Source organism: Mycolicibacterium vinylchloridicum (genome assembly GCF_013404075.1).
In the GTDB taxonomy this organism is placed as follows: Bacteria; Actinomycetota; Actinomycetes; order Mycobacteriales; family Mycobacteriaceae; genus Mycobacterium; species Mycobacterium vinylchloridicum.
In genome coordinates, this window is the sequence record NZ_JACBJQ010000061.1 from 1 (window position 1) to 17,517 (window position 17,517).

The following is a 17,517-nucleotide window of genomic DNA, read 5'->3' on the forward strand; positions in this document are numbered from 1 at the left end:
GAAAGCGGGCCTCCTTCGATGGAGCAACTGGCGTCAGACACCAGCAGCTTCGAGGGAGGCCCGCCCTTCTCGGCGGAGCCACACGGGTGGGGAACTTCGATGAGCGTCAGTGGGGAATTTCAGCGAGCGCGATCAAGGCCACCAGCACCACCCGGTCGCCCTCACGCAGGTACAGCAGCGGGCTCACCCGCGGCTCGCCGGTCTTGCGGCCGGTCGTGGTCAACAGCGCAACCGGCGCTCCCTGCAGGAAGCTACCGGCGACCTTGCCGCCGGTGCGCTTGTACAAGAACGTCTGGGCCCGCGACATCCACTTGATGATGAATTTGGTGGACGGCGAGTTCAGCGACTTGGGGGCAGGCTTGGCGGACATGTCGGCACTCCTGGTGCGTGGCGTGAGTTAGCGCTTGATGAACGGTCGGACGTGCGCGTGGATGTGATGGATCTTGCCATCGGCGACCGGGATCAAGAACGTCTCATCGATGCGCGCGGCGACGCGTCGTCCCGCCAGCGTCGGTTTGGTCACGAGCTCGAACTGGGCGCGGATCTCGTCGCCGTTGACGGTGAACTCCGGCTCGCTGACCGCCTTGATGACTTTGTACTGCGGAGCGCGATTGAGGTCGCGGCGCAGCTGATCTCCGGAGAACCCGGTTTTGATGCCGAATTCGATGCGGGTGCAGCCCGGCGCGAACGGCACATCGTCAGCCTGGTGGCTGGCCAGCGCCTCGATGTAGGCCCGCGCCGCCGCAATCCGTTCCTCGTCAGTAGCCACTAGACCGACTAGATCCGTTCGATGATGGTGCCGGTCGACAGTGCGCCGCCGGCACACATGGTGATCAGCGCGGTGCTCTGATCGGTGCGCTCCAACTCGTGCAGCGCGGTGGTGATCAACCGGCTGCCGGTGCTGCCGACGGGGTGGCCGAGTGCGATGGCGCCACCGTTGACGTTCACCTTGTCCATATCGGCTTCGTGCACCTGGGCCCAGCTCAGCACCACCGACGCGAACGCCTCGTTGATCTCCACCAGGTCGATGTCGCCGAGCTTCATACCGGCCTTCTCCAGTACCCGCGCGGTGGACTGCACCGGGCCGTCGAGGTGGTAGTAGGTCTCGGCGCCGACGAGGGCCTGACTGATGATGCGCGCCCGCGGCTTCAAACCCAGCGCTTTGGCTTTGTCTTCGTCCATCCACAACACCGCGGCGGCGCCGTCGGAGATCTGCGACGAGGTGCCCGCGGTGTGCATGGCGCCTTCCATCACCGGCTTGAGCCCGGCCAGGGCCTCCATCGTGGTGTCGCGCAGGCCCTGGTCCCGGCTGACCATGTGCCGCTCCTCGGTGGGCCGCTTGTTCTCGTCGAGAATCGGCGCCTCGATCGGGGAGATCTCACGGTCGAAGCGGTGCTCGTCCCACGCCCGCTTGGCTCGTTGCTGAGACAGGAAGCCGAGATGGTCGAGATCCTCGCGAGTGATGCCGCGGCGCTTGGCGATCCGCTCGGCAGCGGTGAACTGATCGGGCATGTCGATGTCCCACGACGCGGCGCGGATCAGCGAGCGGTCCGGCCCGGCGTTGGCGCCCAGGCCGACTCGGCTCATGGCCTCGATACCGCAGGCAATACCGACGTCGATCGCGCCGGTTGCGATCAGCCCGGCGATCAGGTGGTTGGCCTGCTGGGCGCTGCCACACTGGCAGTCGACCGTGGTGGCACCGATCTGCTCGGGCAGACCTGCGGTCAGCCACGCCACGCGGGTGATGTTGTTCGACTGCTCGCCGTACTGGGTGACGCAGCCACCGATGACCTGCTCGACCTCATCGGCATCGATGCCGGCCTTTTCGACCACGGCCTTCTGGACGGCCCCCAACAATTCGGTCGCGTGCAGACCAGACAGCCAGCCGCCTCGCTTACCGATCGGGCTGCGGGTGGCTTCGACGATGACAGGATTACCCATGAGGTCAGGCTAGAACACGTTTCATTAGTCTGACAAGCGAGGATGCCGCAGTGCCTTTTGTCTGCGGTGAAGCCATGTTTTACTGGCACTAGAACACGTCATATTGAGGAGCGCATGATCATGCCAACCCCCAACATCCCGGCCGGTTTCGACTTCCTGGATCCGGACCTGCATGTGCAGCGGCTGCCGGTAGAAGAGCTCGCCGAGCTGCGCCGGGTCGCGCCGATCTGGTGGTGCGAACAGGCTATCGGAAAGGGCGGCTTCAACGACGGCGGCTACTGGGTCGTCACCAAGCACAAAGACGTCAAAGAGGTCTCGCGCCGCAACGACGTCTTCCTCAGCTCACCCAACACCGCCATCCCGCAGTTCCCCGACGAGATGGCGCGCGAGGACATCGACCTGCAAAAGGTCGTCATGCTCAACATGGACGGCGAATACCACGACCGGTTGCGCCGGATCATCTCCAAGGGCTTCACCCCGCGGGCCATCGGCGCACTGCGTGACGAGCTCGACCGGCGGGCCCAGATCATCGCCAAGGAGGCCGCCGCGCATGGCAGCGGCGACTTCGTCGAGCAGGTGGCATGCGAGCTGCCGCTGCAAGCGATCGCCGATTTGCTGGGCGTGCCTCAGGACGATCGTGCCAAGCTGTTCCGCTGGTCGAACGAGATGACCGGCAACGGTGACGAGGAGTTCGACGTCGACCCCAAGCAGTCGTCGATGGAGGTGCTGGCCTACGCCATGCACATGGCCGAGGTGAAGGGTAAGAACCCCGGCAACGACATCGTCACCGCGCTGATCAACGCCGACATCGACGGCGAGAAGCTCTCCGACGACGAGTTCGGCTTCTTCGTGATGATGCTCGCGGTGGCCGGCAACGAGACCACTCGCAATTCGATCACCCACGGCATGATCGCCTTCGCCAACAACCCCGACCAGTGGGAGCTCTACAAGAAGGAGCGCCCGGAGACCGCAGCCGACGAGATCGTCAGGTGGGCGACTCCGGTCACCGCGTTCCAGCGCACCGCCGCCGAGGACGTCGAGCTTTCCGGTGTGCAGATCAAGAAAGACCAGCGGGTGGTGATGTTCTACCGGTCGGCCAACTTCGACGAAGACGTCTTCGAGGACCCGTACACCTTCAACATCATGCGCAACCCGAACCCGCACGTGGGATTCGGGGGCACCGGGGTGCACTACTGCGTCGGCGCCAACCTGGCCAAGATGACGATCAACCTGATCTTCAACGCTGTCGCCGACCACATGCCTGATCTCACCTCGGCCGGTACGCCGGAACGGTTACGTTCGGGGTGGCTCAACGCCATCAAGCACTGGCAGGTCGACTACACCGGAGCCTCGGCTTAAGCAATTCGCAGCAGAATCAAGGAGGATTCTTCGTGGACTTCAGTCCGGACGAAGGGCAGCAGGCTGTCACCGATGTGGTGACGTCCGCACTCGAGCGGGACAACAGCTGGGACGCGCTGGTTTCTGGTGGCGTCGTGGCGTTCGGCGTCCCGGAGCGGCTCGGCGGTGACGGCCTCGGCCTGGCCGAGATCACGTCGGCGCTCACCCAGATCGGCAGGTTCGGCAACGTCAGTCCGGCGTTCGCGACGCTGGGTCTGGGTCTGCTTCCACTGCTCGACTTGGCATCTGACGCTCAGCAGGATCGGTACCTGGCCGGTGTCGCGAAGGGGGCGGTGCTGACGGCGGCGCTCAACGAGCCGGGCCACTCCCTGCCTGAGCGGCCGGCGACGCGGCTGGCCGACGGCAAGCTGAACGGCACCAAGGTCGGCGTTCCCTATGCGGAGCAGGCGGAGTGGATCGTCGTCAGCGCCGACAGCGGTGTGGTTGTCGTGTCGCCCACGGCCGCTGGTGTCAGCTTGACGAAGACTCCGACGTCGAATCACTCCGACGAATATGTCGTCACGTTCGCCGACACTCCGATCGCAGAGGCAGATGCTTTGGGCGGCAGTGATTCCGTGCGACGGGTCAATCAGCTCGTGGTGGCCGCCGTCGGAGCATACGCGTCTGGCCTGGTGGCGGGTGCGCTGCGGCTCACTGCCGACTATGTCGCCAATCGGCACCAGTTCGGCAAGCCGCTGTCGACCTTCCAGACCGTCGCCGCGCAGCTCGCGGAGATCTACATCGCCTCCCGCACCATCACGTTGGCCGCAACGTCGGTGTCCTGGTTGCTGTCCGAAGGTCGGGACGCCACCGAAGACCTTGACATTCTTGGCTATTGGGTGACGTCGCAGGCGCCGCCGGTGATGCAACTGTGCCACCATCTGCACGGCGGCATGGGTATGGACATCACCTATCCCATGCACCGGTACTACGAGTCGATCAAAGACCTCACCCGGCTGTTGGGTGGTAAGCAACATCGCCTGGAACTGGTGGGAGCGTAATGTTCATCGAGCTGACGCCCGAGCAGAAGCAGCTGCAAGCTGAACTGCGGGAATACTTTTCGAATCTCATCTCGCCGCAGGAAGCTCAGGCGATGGAGTCCGACCGGCACAACGAGGCCTACCGGGCGATCATCAAGCGGATGGGTTCCGACGGCAAGCTGGGTGTCGGCTGGCCCAAGGAGTACGGCGGCCTGGGCTATGGCCCTATCGAACAGTCGATCTTCGTCAACGAGGCCCAGCGTGCCGATGTCCCGCTGCCTGCGGTGACGCTGCAGACCGTGGGGCCGACGCTGCAACAGTATGGAACCGAGGCGCAGAAGAAGAAGTTCTTGCCGGCGATCCTGGCCGGTGAGGTGCACTTCGCCATCGGCTACAGCGAGCCGGAGGCCGGTACCGATCTGGCCTCCCTGCGGACTTCGGCCGTCAAGCAGGGCGACGAGTACATCGTCAACGGCCAGAAGATGTGGACGACCGGCGGCCACGATGCCGACTACATCTGGCTGGCCTGCCGTACCGACCCGGATGCGGTGAAGCACAAGGGCATTTCGATTCTGATCGCCGACACCAAGGACCCGGGATACTCCTGGACGCCGGTCATCCTGTCCGACGGCGCGCACCACACCAACGCCACGTACTACAACGACGTGCGGGTGCCGGCCGACATGCTCGTCGGTGAAGAAAATGGCGGATGGCGGTTGATCACCACCCAGCTCAACAACGAGCGGGTGATGCTCGGGCCGGCCGGACGTTTCGCCGCCCTCTACGACAAGGTGCACGCCTGGGCATCCAAGCCGGGCAGCAACGGGGACGTCCCGCTGGACCACCCGGACGTCAAACGCTCGCTGGGCGAGCTCAAGGCCATGTGGCGCATCAACGAGCTGCTCAACTGGCAGGTCGCGGCGTCGGGGGAGAACATCGATGTCGCCGACGCGGCGGCCACCAAGGTCTTCGGTACCGAGCGCATCCAGTATGCCGGCCGGCTGGCCGAGGAAATCGTTGGGACCCACGGCAACCCGGCTGACCCGGACACCGCGGAACTGCTGGGCTGGCTGGACAGCCAGACCAAGCGCAATCTGGTGATCACATTCGGTGGTGGAGTGAACGAGGTGATGCGAGAGATGATCGCGGCTGCTGGTCTGAAGGTGCCGAGGGTTCCGCGGTGACAAACGTCGACGACATCAGAGCCGCCGCCGAGCGAGTCAAGGCCGAGGGCAAGAGCAAGCCGCGAGTCGGTCGACATCCGGTCAACCAGCCGATGATCGACCATTGGCTCGACGCAATCGGCGACAAGAACCCGATCTACGTCGACGAAGCCGCGGCGAAGGAGGCCGGGCATCCCGGCCTCGTCGCGCCGCCGGCGATGATCCAGGTCTGGACGATGATGGGTCTTGGCGGTGTCCGCCCCGATGACGACCCGCTGGGCAAGATCATCGAATTGTTCGACGACGCAGGCTATATCGGCGTGGTCGCGACCAACTGCGAGCAGACCTACCATCGGTACCTGCGCCAGGGCGAAGAGGTCAGCGTCGCCGCCGAGCTGACCGATGTCGTCGGCCCGAAGCAGACGGCACTCGGTGAGGCGTTCTTCATCACCCAGACCATCACCTGGTCGGTCGGTGACGAGGATGTCGCCGAAATGATGTGGCGTATCATGAAGTTCATCCCCGCTGATAAAGAGGCTAAAGCTTCAGCTTCATCGGTACCGGAGGATCTCGACGCGGACTCTGCGATGCGCCCGGCCTCGTCAAAGGACACCAAGTTCTTCTGGGACGGTGTCAACGCACATGAGTTGCGGATCCAGAAGCGGGACGATGGGACGCTGGTGCATCCGCCTGTTCCAGCCCTGTGGGCGGACAAGGACGCGCCGACCGATTACGTCGTTGCCAGCGGCAAGGGCACCGTCTTCAGCTTCGTGGTGCACCACGCACCCAAGGTGCCAGGCCGCACGCTGCCGTTCGTCATCGCCCTCGTCGAACTCGAAGAAGGTGTGAAGATGCTCGGCGAGCTGCGCAACGTCGACCCTTCGACGGTGAAGATCGGAATGCCGGTCAGCGCAATGTATATCGACTTCCCGGCCAATGACGTCGGGCCGGCCTGGACCAACTACGCGTGGGAGCCCGCCTCATGAGCGCACCTGTGATCGAGGTCGGCACCAAGCTGCCCGAGCTCAAGTTCTACGGTGACCCGACGTTCATCGTCTCGACGGCAATCGCCACCCGGGATTACCAGGATGTGCACCACGACCGGGACAAGGCGCAGGCCAAGGGTTCCAAGGACATCTTTGTCAACATCCTCACCGATACCGGCCTGGTGCAGCGGTTCATCACCGACTGGGCCGGGCCGACGGCCGTGATCAAGTCGATCGGTCTGCGCCTGGGCGTGCCCTGGTACGCCTACGACACGGTGACGTTCACCGGTGAGGTCACTGCAGTGGAGGACGGTTTGATCACGCTAAAGATTGTGGGCAGCAACAGTCTTGGTGATCACGTGATCGCCAACGCCACGCTCACGGTGGGGGTCGCCTGATGCCGGGCGAGCTGTCGGGCAAGGCCGCGATCGTCGGTATCGGCGCCACTGATTTCTCCAAGAACTCCGGTCGTAGCGAGTTACGGTTGGCGTCGGAAGCGGTGCTCGATGCGCTGGCGGACGCGGGGCTGACCCCTGCCGACGTGGACGGTATGACGACGTTCACGATGGACTCGAACACCGAGGTCGCGATCGCGCGGGCCACCGGTATCGGTGAGCTGAAGTTCTTCTCCAAGATTCACCACGGCGGCGGCGCGGCCTGCGCCACGGTCCAGCAGGCAGCGATCGCGGTGGCGACCGGCGTCGCGGATTGTGTTGTGGCATACCGCGCATTCAACGAGCGCTCGGGTATGCGATTCGGCCAGGTGCAGATGCGTCTGGTCGAGAATGCCGACTCCACCGGGGTGGACAACTCGTTCTCCTATCCGCACGGGCTGTCGACACCGGCGGCGCAGGTGGCGATGATCGCGCAGCGCTACATGCACCTGTCGGGTGCGACGAGCCGCGATTTCGGCGCGGTGTCGGTGGCGGACCGCAAGCACGCCGCCAACAATCCCAAGGCGTACTTCTACGAGAAGCCGATCACGATCGAGGATCATCAGGCTTCACGGTGGATCGCCGAGCCGCTGCGGTTGCTGGACTGCTGCCAGGAGACCGATGGCGGTGTGGCACTGGTGATCACGTCAGCCGAGCGGGCCAAGGATCTGAAGCACCGCCCCGCGATCATCGAAGCGGCGGCGCAGGGGTCGAGCCCGAACCAGTACTCGATGACCAGCTACTACCGCCCCGAGCTGGGCTTGCCGGAGATGGGCCTGGTCGGCAGGCAGCTCTGGGAGCAGTCCGGGCTGACCCCGGCGGATATCCAGACCGCGATCCTCTACGACCACTTCACTCCGTTCACGCTGATTCAGTTGGAGGAGTTGGGGTTCTGCGCGCAGGGCGACGCCAAGGACTTCATCAAGGACGGTGCGCTGGAGCTTGGTGGACGACTGCCGATCAATACGCACGGCGGTCAGCTCGGTGAGGCCTACATCCACGGCATGAACGGCATCGCCGAAGGTGTGCGGCAATTGCGCGGCACCTCGGTGAACCCTGTGCCCGACGTCGAGCATGTGCTCGTCACCGCGGGCACCGGTGTGCCGACGTCGGGTCTGATCCTGGGTTAGCGGCCGACAGTAACGCCACGGCGGAGAGTCAGCCGATTCTGCGCCGCGGCGTTACGTTCGAACGTCTAGGACAGGTTGTTCTTGATCTGGGTGTCCTGCATCTTGGCGACCGCCAGCGCGGTCTCCGGCAACACCGGATCGTTGGGCGCGCTGGAGAACTCGATGTTGGCCAGCGCCTTGCCCTGGGTGAAGTACACCTCGGTGATGGCCTTCGAGCCGTCAGGGGACTTGCCGGTGGCGATGAGGCCGTTGCCGCCGTCGCCGACGTCAGCCGGCTGCGGTGCCCCGTCAACTTCCTTGGGCAGCTCTGCCTTGGCAGACTCGAGAGCCTTGAGCGCTCCGTCGGCGTCCTCGCTGACGACGATGGCGAAGACGATGGTCTGGTTCTGCGGATTGCTCATCGACTGCACAATGCCGTTGATCCCATTGGGATTGACCTGGGCCTCGCCGGCCGTGAAGCTCGGGTCGATGTCGGACGCCTTCAGCAGCAGTTTGCTGTAGTCGCCGTCCGCAGCCGCCGGGCTGGCGGGCGCGCTCGTGGTCTCGGAGGCGGCCGCCGAGGTCGTCTCGGCAGCCGAGCTCGACGAGGACGACGATGACGACGAGGATTCCTTGTCGTCACTGCCGCAGCCGACTACGGCCGAACCCATCAGCAGTGCCACGCCGATGAGGCCAACAGTCTTGGCCTGCGCAATCTTCATGGGGGACCTTCCGTAGACGCATGGATGTTTGCCCTGCCTAACCTAGTACAGGCGCGCCGATCGCATAGCGTTTCACCAATCTGAGTATTGTTACCTATACCTAGAAGCGGCTACGGTCGAAGGATGATGAAGCACTTCACCTTCGGCCGCCGCAACGGCCTTCGCGTCTCGCAGCTCAGCCTGGGCACCGGCAACTTCGGCACCGGGTGGGGATACGGCGCCGACTTTGATACCGCCGCAGCCATTCTCGATCGTTTCGCCGACGCCGGTGGCACGTTCATTGACACCGCGGCCAGCTACCAACGGGGTGAGTCGGAACAGATGCTGGGCAGGTTGTTGGCCGGCAGACGTGACGATTTCACGGTAGCCACGAAGTTCGCCATCGGCGGCCCCGACGGTTCCGGTGTCCTCCAGACCGGGGCCGGCCGTCGGTCGGTGTTCCGGTCGGTCGAGGGGAGTCTGCGCCGCCTGGGCACCGACTACATCGACCTGTTCTGGGTGCACTTCCCGGACGCCGTGACGCCGGTCGAGGAAACGATCGGTGCGCTGGACGACCTGGCCCGGGCCGGCAAGATCCGCTACGCCGGGTTCTCCAATTTCCCGGCCTGGCAGACCAGTCGTGCGGTGACGATCGCCGAATTGCGAGGGTGCACTCTGCTGGCCGGGGTGCAGTTCGAATACAGCCTCGTCGAGCGGACCGGCGACCGCGAGGTGCTGCCGATGGCCGAAGCGCTGGGAATCGGGGCGGCATTGTGGTCGCCGCTGGGCGGCGGACTGCTCACCGGCAAATATCGCAACGGCGAAGAAGGCCGCAAGACCGCGTGGAATCGCCTGGTGCACAACGAGGATGGGGCGCGTAAGTCGGCAACGCTCGACGCGGTGCTGGCGACCGCCGACGAACGAGGCGTGCGGCCGGCTCAACTCGCGGTGGCCTGGCTGTTGGAACGGGCGCGACGCTCGCCCACCGGTGTTGTCCCGGTGATCGGCCCACGGTCAGTGCGGCAACTCGAGGACTACCTGGCCGCACTGGATATCGAGATCGACGTCTCGACCTACGATCGCCTGGATGAGGTCAGCAGGGTCGACCTGGGGGAGCCTTACGGCAAGCTGGCCGAGAACGACGCGCCCCTGGGTGGGGACGCAGCGAGGATCCACTTTCACCCGGTGCCGGTCAGCTGACGTCAGACCGGGATGAACTCCACATCGGAGAGCACGATGGCGTCCTCACGGCTCGGTGCGGTGACGACGCCGACGTAGCGGCCGTCTTCCTTCCATGCGCTGACCTTGATGGTCTCGCCCGGGTACACCACCCCGGCGAACCGTGCGCCAAATGTCTTCACCTGCGACACATCGGAGTCCAGCAGGGTGTCCACCAGCGCCTTGCAGGTCATCCCGTACGTGCACAGGCCGTGCAGGATCGGCTTGGGAAAGCCTGCCGCCGCAGCGAATTCGGGATCGGAGTGCAGCGGGTTGCGGTCGCCGCAGAGCCGGTACAGCAGCGCCTGCTGGGGCAGTACCGGCACCGAGATCTCGTAGTCCGGGGCGCGCTCCGGCGCCGCCACCGACGTCGACGGGCCGCGCTCGCCGCCGAAACCGCCCTCGCCGCGCGCGAAGATCGACCGCTTGGTGGTCCACAGCAGCGTGCCGTCGGGGTCGGTAACCGTCGTCTCGCTCACGATGACCGCTGCCTTACCCTTGTCCCAGATCTCGGTGAACCGTTGCACCGAGCGCGCGGTACCGCTGGGCGGCAGCGGTGCCGGCACGGTCACCGCTTCACTGGCGTGCAGCACCTTGCTCAGCTCGATGTCGATGCCCGGGAATTTCACCTCGGGCGGCTCGGTCATGTGGAAGCTGGCCGCCACGTTGCCGAAGCTCGGCAGCACCTGCGGGGTGCGGTCGGTGAGATAACGCAATTCCTTGGCATCCATGGGATCTGCGCCCGCTCCGAGGCCGAGCTGATAGAGCTGCACATCGCTGCTCGTCCAGGAGAACTCGATGGGCTCCAGCTCGGCACCCAGTGCGACGGACAGATCGATCGGCATGTCAGCCCTTCCCTGCAATGTGCAACGCGGCGAGGTACCCGAACGCCATCGCGGGTCCGATGGTGCCGCCGGGACCGGGATAGGTGTGACCCATCACCGGTGAGCTGACATTACCGGCCGCATAGAGGCCCTCGATCACCGAACCGTCGTCGCGCAGGGCCCGTCCGTGTACATCGGTGCGGATGCCGCCCTTGGTGCCCAGGTCGCCGGGCACCATCTTGGCGGCATAGAACGGACCGTTCTTGATCTCGCCGAGGTTGGGGTTGGGCTTGTTCGTCGGGTCGCCGTAGTAGCGGTCATACGCGCTTTCGCCACGGTTGAAATCCTGGTCCTTACCCGCGCGGGCGAACCCGTTGAACCGCTCGACGGTCGCCAGGAAGGTGTCGGCGGGAAGTCCGGTCACCTTGGCCAGCTCCTCGAGGGTGTCGGCCTTGACGATGACGCCGGATTCCATCCACTTCTTTGGAATCCGTTGTCCCGGCTGCAATCCCGCGAAGATGTACCGGTCACGGTACTGCTGGTCGAAAACCAGCCAGGCCGGCACGTTCTCACCGGGGCCGGATCCCTGGCCGTACTGGCCACCGTACATATGGTGGCAGGCCTCGACATAGGGCATCGACTCGTTCATGAAGCGCTTGCCGGCCAGGTTGACGATGATCGACCCCGGCGAGTTGCGTTCCGATAGTGCGAACCATGGCGCGCCGACCAGCGGAACGGTCGGTCCCCACCAGGCGTCTTCCATCAATTCCAATGCGGCGCCGAGCTTCTCGGCTGCCAGGATGCCGTCACCGGTATTCGCCACCGCGCCCACCGTCCACTCGGTGGTGATCGGTGCGCGCTGGTACTTGATGCGCATCTGCTCGTTGTGCTCGAAGCCGCCGCTGCCGAGGATGACGCCGCGACGGGCGCGGATCAGTTGCGGGTCAGCGGCTTCCGGCCCGGTGGTGTCGCGGACGTAGATACCCCGCACGACGCCGTCCTCGACGTAGAGGTCGGTCAGTGCGGTGTTCAGCAGAACCGGAACGCCGGCCTGCTGCAGGCCGATTCGCAGTGGCGCGATCAGCGCACGGCCCATGCCGACCAGGTTCTTGCCACGCGCGCTGGCCCACATGGTGCGCACGCCGACCTTCAGACTGCGCAGCATGCCGCGGGGGTGGCGTTTGAGCTGGTTGAGGCGCACGTAGTCCTGCTGCATGACAACCACATTGAGCGGTACCTTGCCATACGCCGGCTCGAGGAACTTCTCGTCCGGGCCGAGTTTCTTGGCGTTGAACGGTTTCGGCTCGATCGACCGGCCGCCCGCGCGCCCGCCCGGGGTCTCGGGGTAGTAGTCCGAGTAACCCGGCACCCAGCACATCTTCAGCGGCGAGTGTTTGAGCACGAACGACAACATCTCCGGGCCGCGCTCGAGGTAGGTGTCGATGCGCTCCGGCTCGACCACGTCGCCGATGATCTCGTGGAGATACTGGCGTGCGGCTTCCTTGGTGTCGGTGACCCCGTCACGCTTGAGGATCTCGTTGTTGGGGATCCACACGCCGCCACCGGACCGCGCGGTCGAGCCGCCGAAGTGCGGGGCCTTCTCGACGACGACCGCCGATAGTCCCTGGTGAGCGGCGGTGAGTGCGGCGACCATGCCGGCAGCACCGCTTCCGACGACGACGACGTCGAACTCCTGAGCTGTCATACTAGAACACGTTATAGAATTGCCCCGTCCGGGCGCTACTGACCCCTCCTTTCCGATCAGCGGAACGCTTACCCCACTGGCTCTCGGACCGCACTAGAATTGCCCGCACCGGGCGCCGTTCGCCCCGGTCACACCGACGATGGGACTCCCGGGAATGCTGAGCGTTTCCACGCGCGAAGAGCTTGCCGCCGACCTTGCCGAGGCAGAGCGCACGCGCGTTCCGATGACGCCGCTGACGTCGAAACACCCCGATATCGACGTCGTCGACGCCTACGAGATCCAGCTGATCAACATCCGGCAGCGGATCGCCGAAGGGGCCAGGGTGGTCGGGCACAAGGTGGGCCTCTCGTCGGAGGCGATGCAGAAGATGATGGGCGTTGACGAGCCCGACTACGGCCACCTGCTGGCCGACATGGAGGTTTTCGAGGATCAGCCGGTGCCCGCCGGGCGCTTCCTGTTCCCGCGAGTCGAGGTCGAGGTCGGATTCATCCTCGCCGACGACCTGCCCGGTGCGGGGTGCACCGAGGACGACGTGCTGGCCGCCACCGCAGCGTTCGCCCCGGCGATCGAGCTCATCGACACCCGGATCAAGGACTGGAAGATCGCGCTGTGCGACACGATCGCCGACAACGCGTCGTCGGCGGGCTACGTGCTCGGCAAGGAGCGGGTCTCGCCCAAAGATGTTGACATCAAGGGCATTGACGCGGTGCTCACCCGTCACGGTGAAGTGGTGGCCGAAGGTCGCAGCGACGCCGTGCTGGGCAATCCGGTCACCGCGGTCGCGTGGCTGGCCCGCAAGGTCGAGAGCTTCGGGGTGCGGTTGAAGGCAGGCGACATCGTCCTGCCGGGCTCGTGCACCAGGGCCATCGACTGCCGCCCTGGCGATCAGTTCGTCGCCGACTTCGCCGGGCTGGGTTCAGTCCGGCTGTCATTCGAGTAAGAGGAGCATTCATGCCCCAGAAGAGTTCCGTCGCCATCGTCGGGTCGGGCAATATCAGCACCGACCTCCTGTACAAGCTGCTCCGTTCGGAGTGGCTCGAGCCGCGCTGGATGATCGGCATCGACCCGGAGAGCGAAGGCCTGGCGCGCGCCCGCAAGCTCGGTCTGGAGACCAGCCACGAGGGCGTCGACTGGCTGCTGGCGCAGTCGGAGAAGCCGGATCTGGTGTTCGAGGCGACCAGCGCCTACGTCCACCGGGCCGCCGCGCCCCGCTACGAGGAAGCCGGAATCCGGGCCATCGACCTGACCCCGGCAGCCGTCGGCCCCGGCGTCATCCCGCCGGCCAACCTGCGCGCGCATCTGGATGCACCCAACGTCAACATGGTCACCTGCGGTGGCCAGGCCACGATCCCGATGGTGTACGCGGTGAGCCGCGTCGTGGACGTGCCCTACGCCGAGATCGTGGCGTCGGTGTCGTCGGCGTCGGCCGGTCCGGGCACCCGGGCCAACATCGACGAGTTCACCAAGACGACCAGCGCCGGCGTCGAGGTCATCGGTGGCGCCAAGCGCGGCAAGGCGATCATCATTCTGAACCCGGCCGAGCCGCCGATGATCATGCGCGACACCATCTTCTGCGCCATCCCCGAGGATGCCGACCGGGATGCCATCACCGCGTCCATCAAGGATGTGGTGGCCGAGGTGCAGACCTATGTGCCGGGCTACCGCTTGCTCAACGAGCCGCAGTTCGACGAGCCGTCGGTGGTCAACGGCGGCAACTTCGTCGTCACCACGTTCGTGGAAGTCGAGGGTGCCGGTGACTATCTGCCACCCTATGCGGGAAACCTGGACATCATGACCGCCGCCGCCACCAAGGTCGGCGAAGAGATCGCGAAGGAACGCGCCTCGGCAGGAACGGGAGCACAAGCATGAGTGCAGAAGTTTGGTTCGACGCCAGCTGGGACGTCCGGATGACGGACACCTCCCTGCGCGACGGCAGCCACCACAAGCGCCATCAGTTCACCCTCGCCGAGGTCGGTGCGATCGTCGCCGCCCTGGACACCGCAGGTGTCCCGGTCATCGAGGTGACCCACGGTGATGGGCTGGGCGGCTCGAGCTTCAACTACGGGTTCTCCAAGACCCCCGAGCAGGAACTGATCAAGCTCGCGGCCGAGACGGCCAAGGAAGCCAAGATCGCCTTCCTGATGCTGCCCGGTGTGGGCACCAAGGAAGACATCAAAGAGGCGCAGAACAACGGCGGCTCGATCTGCCGGATCGCTACCCACTGCACCGAGGCCGACGTGTCGATCCAGCACTTCGGGCTGGCCCGCGAGCTGGGGCTGGAGACCGTCGGGTTCCTGATGATGAGCCACACCATCTCCCCGGAGAAGTTGGCCGCGCAGGCCCGGATCATGGCCGACGCCGGCTGCCAGTGCGTTTATGTCGTGGACTCTGCCGGCGCGCTGGTGCTCGAGGGCGTGGCCGACCGGGTGGCCGCGCTGGTCGCCGAATTAGGAGAGGACGCTCAAGTCGGTTTTCACGGCCACGAGAATCTCGGCCTCGGTGTGGCCAACTCGGTCGAAGCCGTCCGCGCGGGTGCCAAGCAGATCGACGGCTCCTGCCGCCGGTTCGGCGCCGGGGCCGGCAACGCGCCGGTCGAGGCGCTGGTCGGGGTGTTCGACAAGATCGGCGTCAAGACGGGTATCGACTTCTTCGAGATCGCCGACGCCGCCGAAGAGGTGGTCGCGCCCGCCATGCCGGCCGAGTGCCTGCTCGACCGCAACGCGCTGGTGATGGGCTACGCCGGGGTGTACTCCAGCTTCCTCAAGCACGCGGTTCGCCAGGGTGAACGCTACGGCGTGCCCGCCCATGAGCTGTTGCTACGGGTCGGCCAGCGCAAGCTGATCGGCGGCCAGGAGGACCAGCTGATCGACATCGCGCTGGAGATCAAGCGCGAGCAAGAGGCCGCGGCGGCCAAGTAGTCGGACCCGACGGGCACGATGGTGCCCATGGTTACCCGCGACGACGCTCAGGCGATCCTCGAGCAGCTGGCCGGGCCCGCAGCCCGGCTGCGCGACGATCAGTGGACGGCCATCGAAGCCCTGGTGGTACATCGCCGGCAGGCGCTGGTCGTGCAGCGCACCGGGTGGGGCAAGTCCGCGGTGTACTTCATCGCCGCCAAGCTGCTGCGCGAGCTGGGACACGGCGCCACGGTCATCGTGTCGCCCCTGTTGGCGTTGATGCGCAACCAGGTGGCCGCTGCCGGGCGCGCGGGCGTCCGGGCGGCCACCATCAACTCCGGCAATGTCACCGAGTGGGACGAGATTCATCAGCGGGTGAACAGCGGTGACCTCGATGTTCTGCTGGTCAGCCCGGAACGGTTGAACAACCCGGAGTTTCGCGACACCGTCTTGCCCGCGCTGGCCGCCGATGCCGGACTGGTCGTGGTCGACGAGGCGCACTGTGTCTCGGACTGGGGCCACGACTTTCGCCCCGACTATCGGCGGATCCGCACGTTGATCGCCGAACTCGGTTCGGACGTACCGGTTTTGGCTACCACCGCCACCGCCAATGATCGGGTGGTCAACGATGTCGCGGCCCAACTCGGCGTCGGCCGTGCCGACAATGTACCGGGTGGTGGCCGGGACACCCTGGTGCTGCGCGGTGGGCTCGACCGAGAGTCCTTGCGGTTGTCGGTGGTCCACGCCGGCGGTGGTGCCCAGCGCACAGCCTGGCTGGCCGAGCACCTGGCTTCGCTGCCGGGTTCGGGAATCGTCTACACGCTGACCGTCGCCCAGGCGCACGATGTGGCAGCGCTGCTACGCGAACGCGGGCACGAGGTCGCCGCCTACACCGGATCGACGGAAACCGCTGAGCGAGAACAACTCGAGGCGGATCTGCTGAACAACCGGGTCAAGGCACTGATCGCGACCTCGGCGCTGGGAATGGGTTTCGACAAGCCGGATCTCGGGTTCGTCGTGCACCTCGGAGCGCCCTCGTCACCGATCGCGTACTACCAGCAGGTCGGTCGTGCGGGCCGTTCGACGGACAGCGCCGAGGTGGTGCTGCTGCCCGGCCGGGAAGACCAGGATGTCTGGCGGTATTTCGCGTCGGTGGCGTTTCCCTCGGAGTCCATGGTGCGCAATGTGATCCGGGAACTCGAGCCCGACCGGCCGCTGTCGACACCGGCGCTGGAGCCGCTGGTGGATCTGGGCCGCACCCGGCTGGAGATGGTGCTCAAGGTGCTCGACGTCGACGGTGCGGTGCGGCGGGTCAAAGGTGGGTGGCTGGCCACCGGTCAACCATGGGAGTACGACGAGGCGCGTTACCGCCAGCTCGACGAGGCCCGGCGGCGCGAGCAGCAGGCGATGCTCGACTATCAGAGCACCGACGAGTGCCGAATGACGTTTCTGCGCAAGCAGCTCGACGACCCCGACCTCAAGGACGGCGAGCGGTGCGGCCGGTGCGACAACTGCGCCGGCGCCCACTACGGCGCCGTGGTGAACGACGAGGCGACCGCACTCATCCAGGAGCGGTTGATGCGACCCGGCGTGGAGGTCACGCCGCGTAAGCAGTGGCCGTCAGGACTGGGAAAGCTCGGGGTCAGCCTCAGCGGCCGCATCGGCGACGGTCCCGCGCCGGGCCGGGCGATCGGGCGCCTGACCGACCTGGGCTGGGGCCCACGCCTGCGCCGCCTGCTCGACGAACCGGATGGCGAAGTGCCGCCGGACGTCGTGCAGGCGGCGGTCAAGGTGCTGGCCGCCTGGGACTGGGCGATCCGTCCCACTGCTGTGCTGGCACTGGACTCCGATACTCATCCGGTCCTGATCGCGTCGCTGGCCCGTGAACTGGCGCGGCTGGGCAGGCTGACCGACCTTGGCGTGTTGCGGTACGCCGCGGGGCACCGGCCGGTGAGCGCGGCCAACTCCGCCTATCGCGTGGCTGCCCTCGACGGGGCGTTCTCGGTGCCGGATCCGGCGGCCATTGCCGCGGCGGGCGGGCCGGTGCTACTCGTCGACGATCTGACTGACACCGGGTGGACGCTGACGATGGCCGCGCGGGTGGTGAAGGGGGCCGGCGCCCCCGCCGTGCTGCCGCTGGTGCTCGCGGCCACCAGCTGAG

16 protein-coding genes and 1 pseudogene are annotated in these 17,517 nt (G+C 65.9%); 11 read left to right on the plus strand and 6 right to left on the minus strand.

Annotated elements, in window-relative coordinates:
- Positions 1 to 136: 136 nt before the first annotated feature.
- From HPC46_RS29245 to HPC46_RS29255, 3 genes and pseudogenes are all read right to left on the minus strand, one after another.
- A pseudogene (locus HPC46_RS29245) lies at positions 137 to 370 on the minus strand (nitroreductase/quinone reductase family protein); the annotation flags it as partial.
- A gap of 27 nt (positions 371 to 397) precedes the next feature.
- The gene (locus HPC46_RS29250; RefSeq protein ID WP_179475618.1) at positions 398 to 769 is read right to left on the minus strand and encodes a DUF8021 domain-containing protein; all 372 of its coding nucleotides are present in this window, start codon (positions 767 to 769) and stop codon (positions 398 to 400) included.
- An 8-nt stretch (positions 770 to 777) separates the two neighbouring features.
- On the minus strand, positions 778 to 1,941 hold the full coding sequence (locus HPC46_RS29255) for a steroid 3-ketoacyl-CoA thiolase (RefSeq protein WP_179475619.1): 1,164 nt from the start codon (positions 1,939 to 1,941) through the stop codon (positions 778 to 780).
- A gap of 120 nt (positions 1,942 to 2,061) precedes the next feature.
- Here HPC46_RS29255 and HPC46_RS29260 point away from each other — a divergent pair, with 120 nt between their 5' ends.
- From HPC46_RS29260 to HPC46_RS29285, 6 genes are read left to right on the plus strand one after another with little or no spacing between them, the layout of a single operon-like run.
- Positions 2,062 to 3,300 carry a cytochrome P450 gene (locus tag HPC46_RS29260; RefSeq protein WP_179475620.1) on the plus strand — a complete coding sequence of 413 codons (1,239 nt, stop codon included), beginning with the start codon at positions 2,062 to 2,064 and terminating at the stop codon, positions 3,298 to 3,300.
- 32 nt (positions 3,301 to 3,332) lie between these two features.
- Entirely contained in the window at positions 3,333 to 4,340 is a 1,008-nt protein-coding gene (locus HPC46_RS29265) for an acyl-CoA dehydrogenase family protein (RefSeq protein ID WP_179475621.1), read from the plus strand.
- On the plus strand, positions 4,340 to 5,503 hold the full coding sequence (fadE29, locus tag HPC46_RS29270) for an acyl-CoA dehydrogenase FadE29 (RefSeq protein ID WP_179475622.1): 1,164 nt from the start codon (positions 4,340 to 4,342) through the stop codon (positions 5,501 to 5,503). The genes HPC46_RS29265 and fadE29 overlap by 1 nt, the downstream gene beginning before the upstream one ends.
- A complete protein-coding gene (locus tag HPC46_RS29275) occupies positions 5,500 to 6,468 on the plus strand; it encodes a bifunctional MaoC family dehydratase N-terminal/OB-fold nucleic acid binding domain-containing protein (RefSeq protein ID WP_179475623.1) in 969 nt (322 codons plus the stop codon). Before fadE29 ends, HPC46_RS29275 begins: the two co-directional genes overlap by 4 nt.
- Positions 6,465 to 6,866, plus strand: coding sequence for a MaoC family dehydratase (locus HPC46_RS29280; protein ID WP_179475624.1), 402 nt, complete (start codon positions 6,465 to 6,467; stop codon positions 6,864 to 6,866). The genes HPC46_RS29275 and HPC46_RS29280 overlap by 4 nt, the downstream gene beginning before the upstream one ends.
- Entirely contained in the window at positions 6,866 to 8,032 is a 1,167-nt protein-coding gene (locus HPC46_RS29285; protein ID WP_179475625.1) for a 17-hydroxy-3-oxo-4-pregnene-20-carboxyl-CoA lyase, read from the plus strand. The genes HPC46_RS29280 and HPC46_RS29285 overlap by 1 nt, the downstream gene beginning before the upstream one ends.
- A 65-nt stretch (positions 8,033 to 8,097) precedes the next feature.
- Here HPC46_RS29285 and HPC46_RS29290 read toward each other — a convergent pair whose 3' ends face one another.
- Positions 8,098 to 8,733, minus strand: a complete 636-nt coding sequence (locus tag HPC46_RS29290; RefSeq protein WP_179475626.1) for a hypothetical protein — start codon at positions 8,731 to 8,733, stop codon at positions 8,098 to 8,100.
- A gap of 123 nt (positions 8,734 to 8,856) precedes the next feature.
- On the opposite strand from HPC46_RS29290, the gene HPC46_RS29295 reads away from it, so the two are divergent.
- The gene (locus tag HPC46_RS29295; RefSeq protein ID WP_218894794.1) at positions 8,857 to 9,912 is read left to right on the plus strand and encodes an aldo/keto reductase; all 1,056 of its coding nucleotides are present in this window, start codon (positions 8,857 to 8,859) and stop codon (positions 9,910 to 9,912) included.
- A gap of 2 nt (positions 9,913 to 9,914) precedes the next feature.
- Here HPC46_RS29295 and HPC46_RS29300 read toward each other — a convergent pair whose 3' ends face one another.
- On the minus strand, positions 9,915 to 10,775 hold the full coding sequence (locus tag HPC46_RS29300) for an enoyl-CoA hydratase ChsH3 (protein ID WP_179475627.1): 861 nt from the start codon (positions 10,773 to 10,775) through the stop codon (positions 9,915 to 9,917).
- Between the two features lies 1 nt (position 10,776).
- Positions 10,777 to 12,459, minus strand: a complete 1,683-nt coding sequence (gene kstD / locus HPC46_RS29305) for a 3-oxosteroid 1-dehydrogenase (RefSeq protein ID WP_179475628.1) — start codon at positions 12,457 to 12,459, stop codon at positions 10,777 to 10,779.
- A gap of 154 nt (positions 12,460 to 12,613) precedes the next feature.
- Between kstD and HPC46_RS29310 the strand changes: the two genes are divergently transcribed.
- The 4 genes from HPC46_RS29310 to HPC46_RS29325 are packed head-to-tail and all read left to right on the plus strand — an operon-like array spanning position 12,614 to position 17,516.
- Positions 12,614 to 13,399 carry a 2-keto-4-pentenoate hydratase gene (locus HPC46_RS29310; protein WP_179475629.1) on the plus strand — a complete coding sequence of 262 codons (786 nt, stop codon included), beginning with the start codon at positions 12,614 to 12,616 and terminating at the stop codon, positions 13,397 to 13,399.
- Between the two features lie 11 nt (positions 13,400 to 13,410).
- Positions 13,411 to 14,328, plus strand: a complete 918-nt coding sequence (locus HPC46_RS29315; RefSeq protein ID WP_179475630.1) for an acetaldehyde dehydrogenase (acetylating) — start codon at positions 13,411 to 13,413, stop codon at positions 14,326 to 14,328.
- Positions 14,325 to 15,377, plus strand: a complete 1,053-nt coding sequence (dmpG, locus tag HPC46_RS29320; protein WP_179475631.1) for a 4-hydroxy-2-oxovalerate aldolase — start codon at positions 14,325 to 14,327, stop codon at positions 15,375 to 15,377. The genes HPC46_RS29315 and dmpG overlap by 4 nt, the downstream gene beginning before the upstream one ends.
- Positions 15,378 to 15,404: 27 nt before the next feature.
- Positions 15,405 to 17,516: a RecQ family ATP-dependent DNA helicase gene (locus tag HPC46_RS29325; protein WP_179475632.1), complete on the plus strand. Its 2,112-nt coding sequence runs from the start codon at positions 15,405 to 15,407 to the stop codon at positions 17,514 to 17,516.
- Position 17,517: the final 1 nt, after the last annotated feature.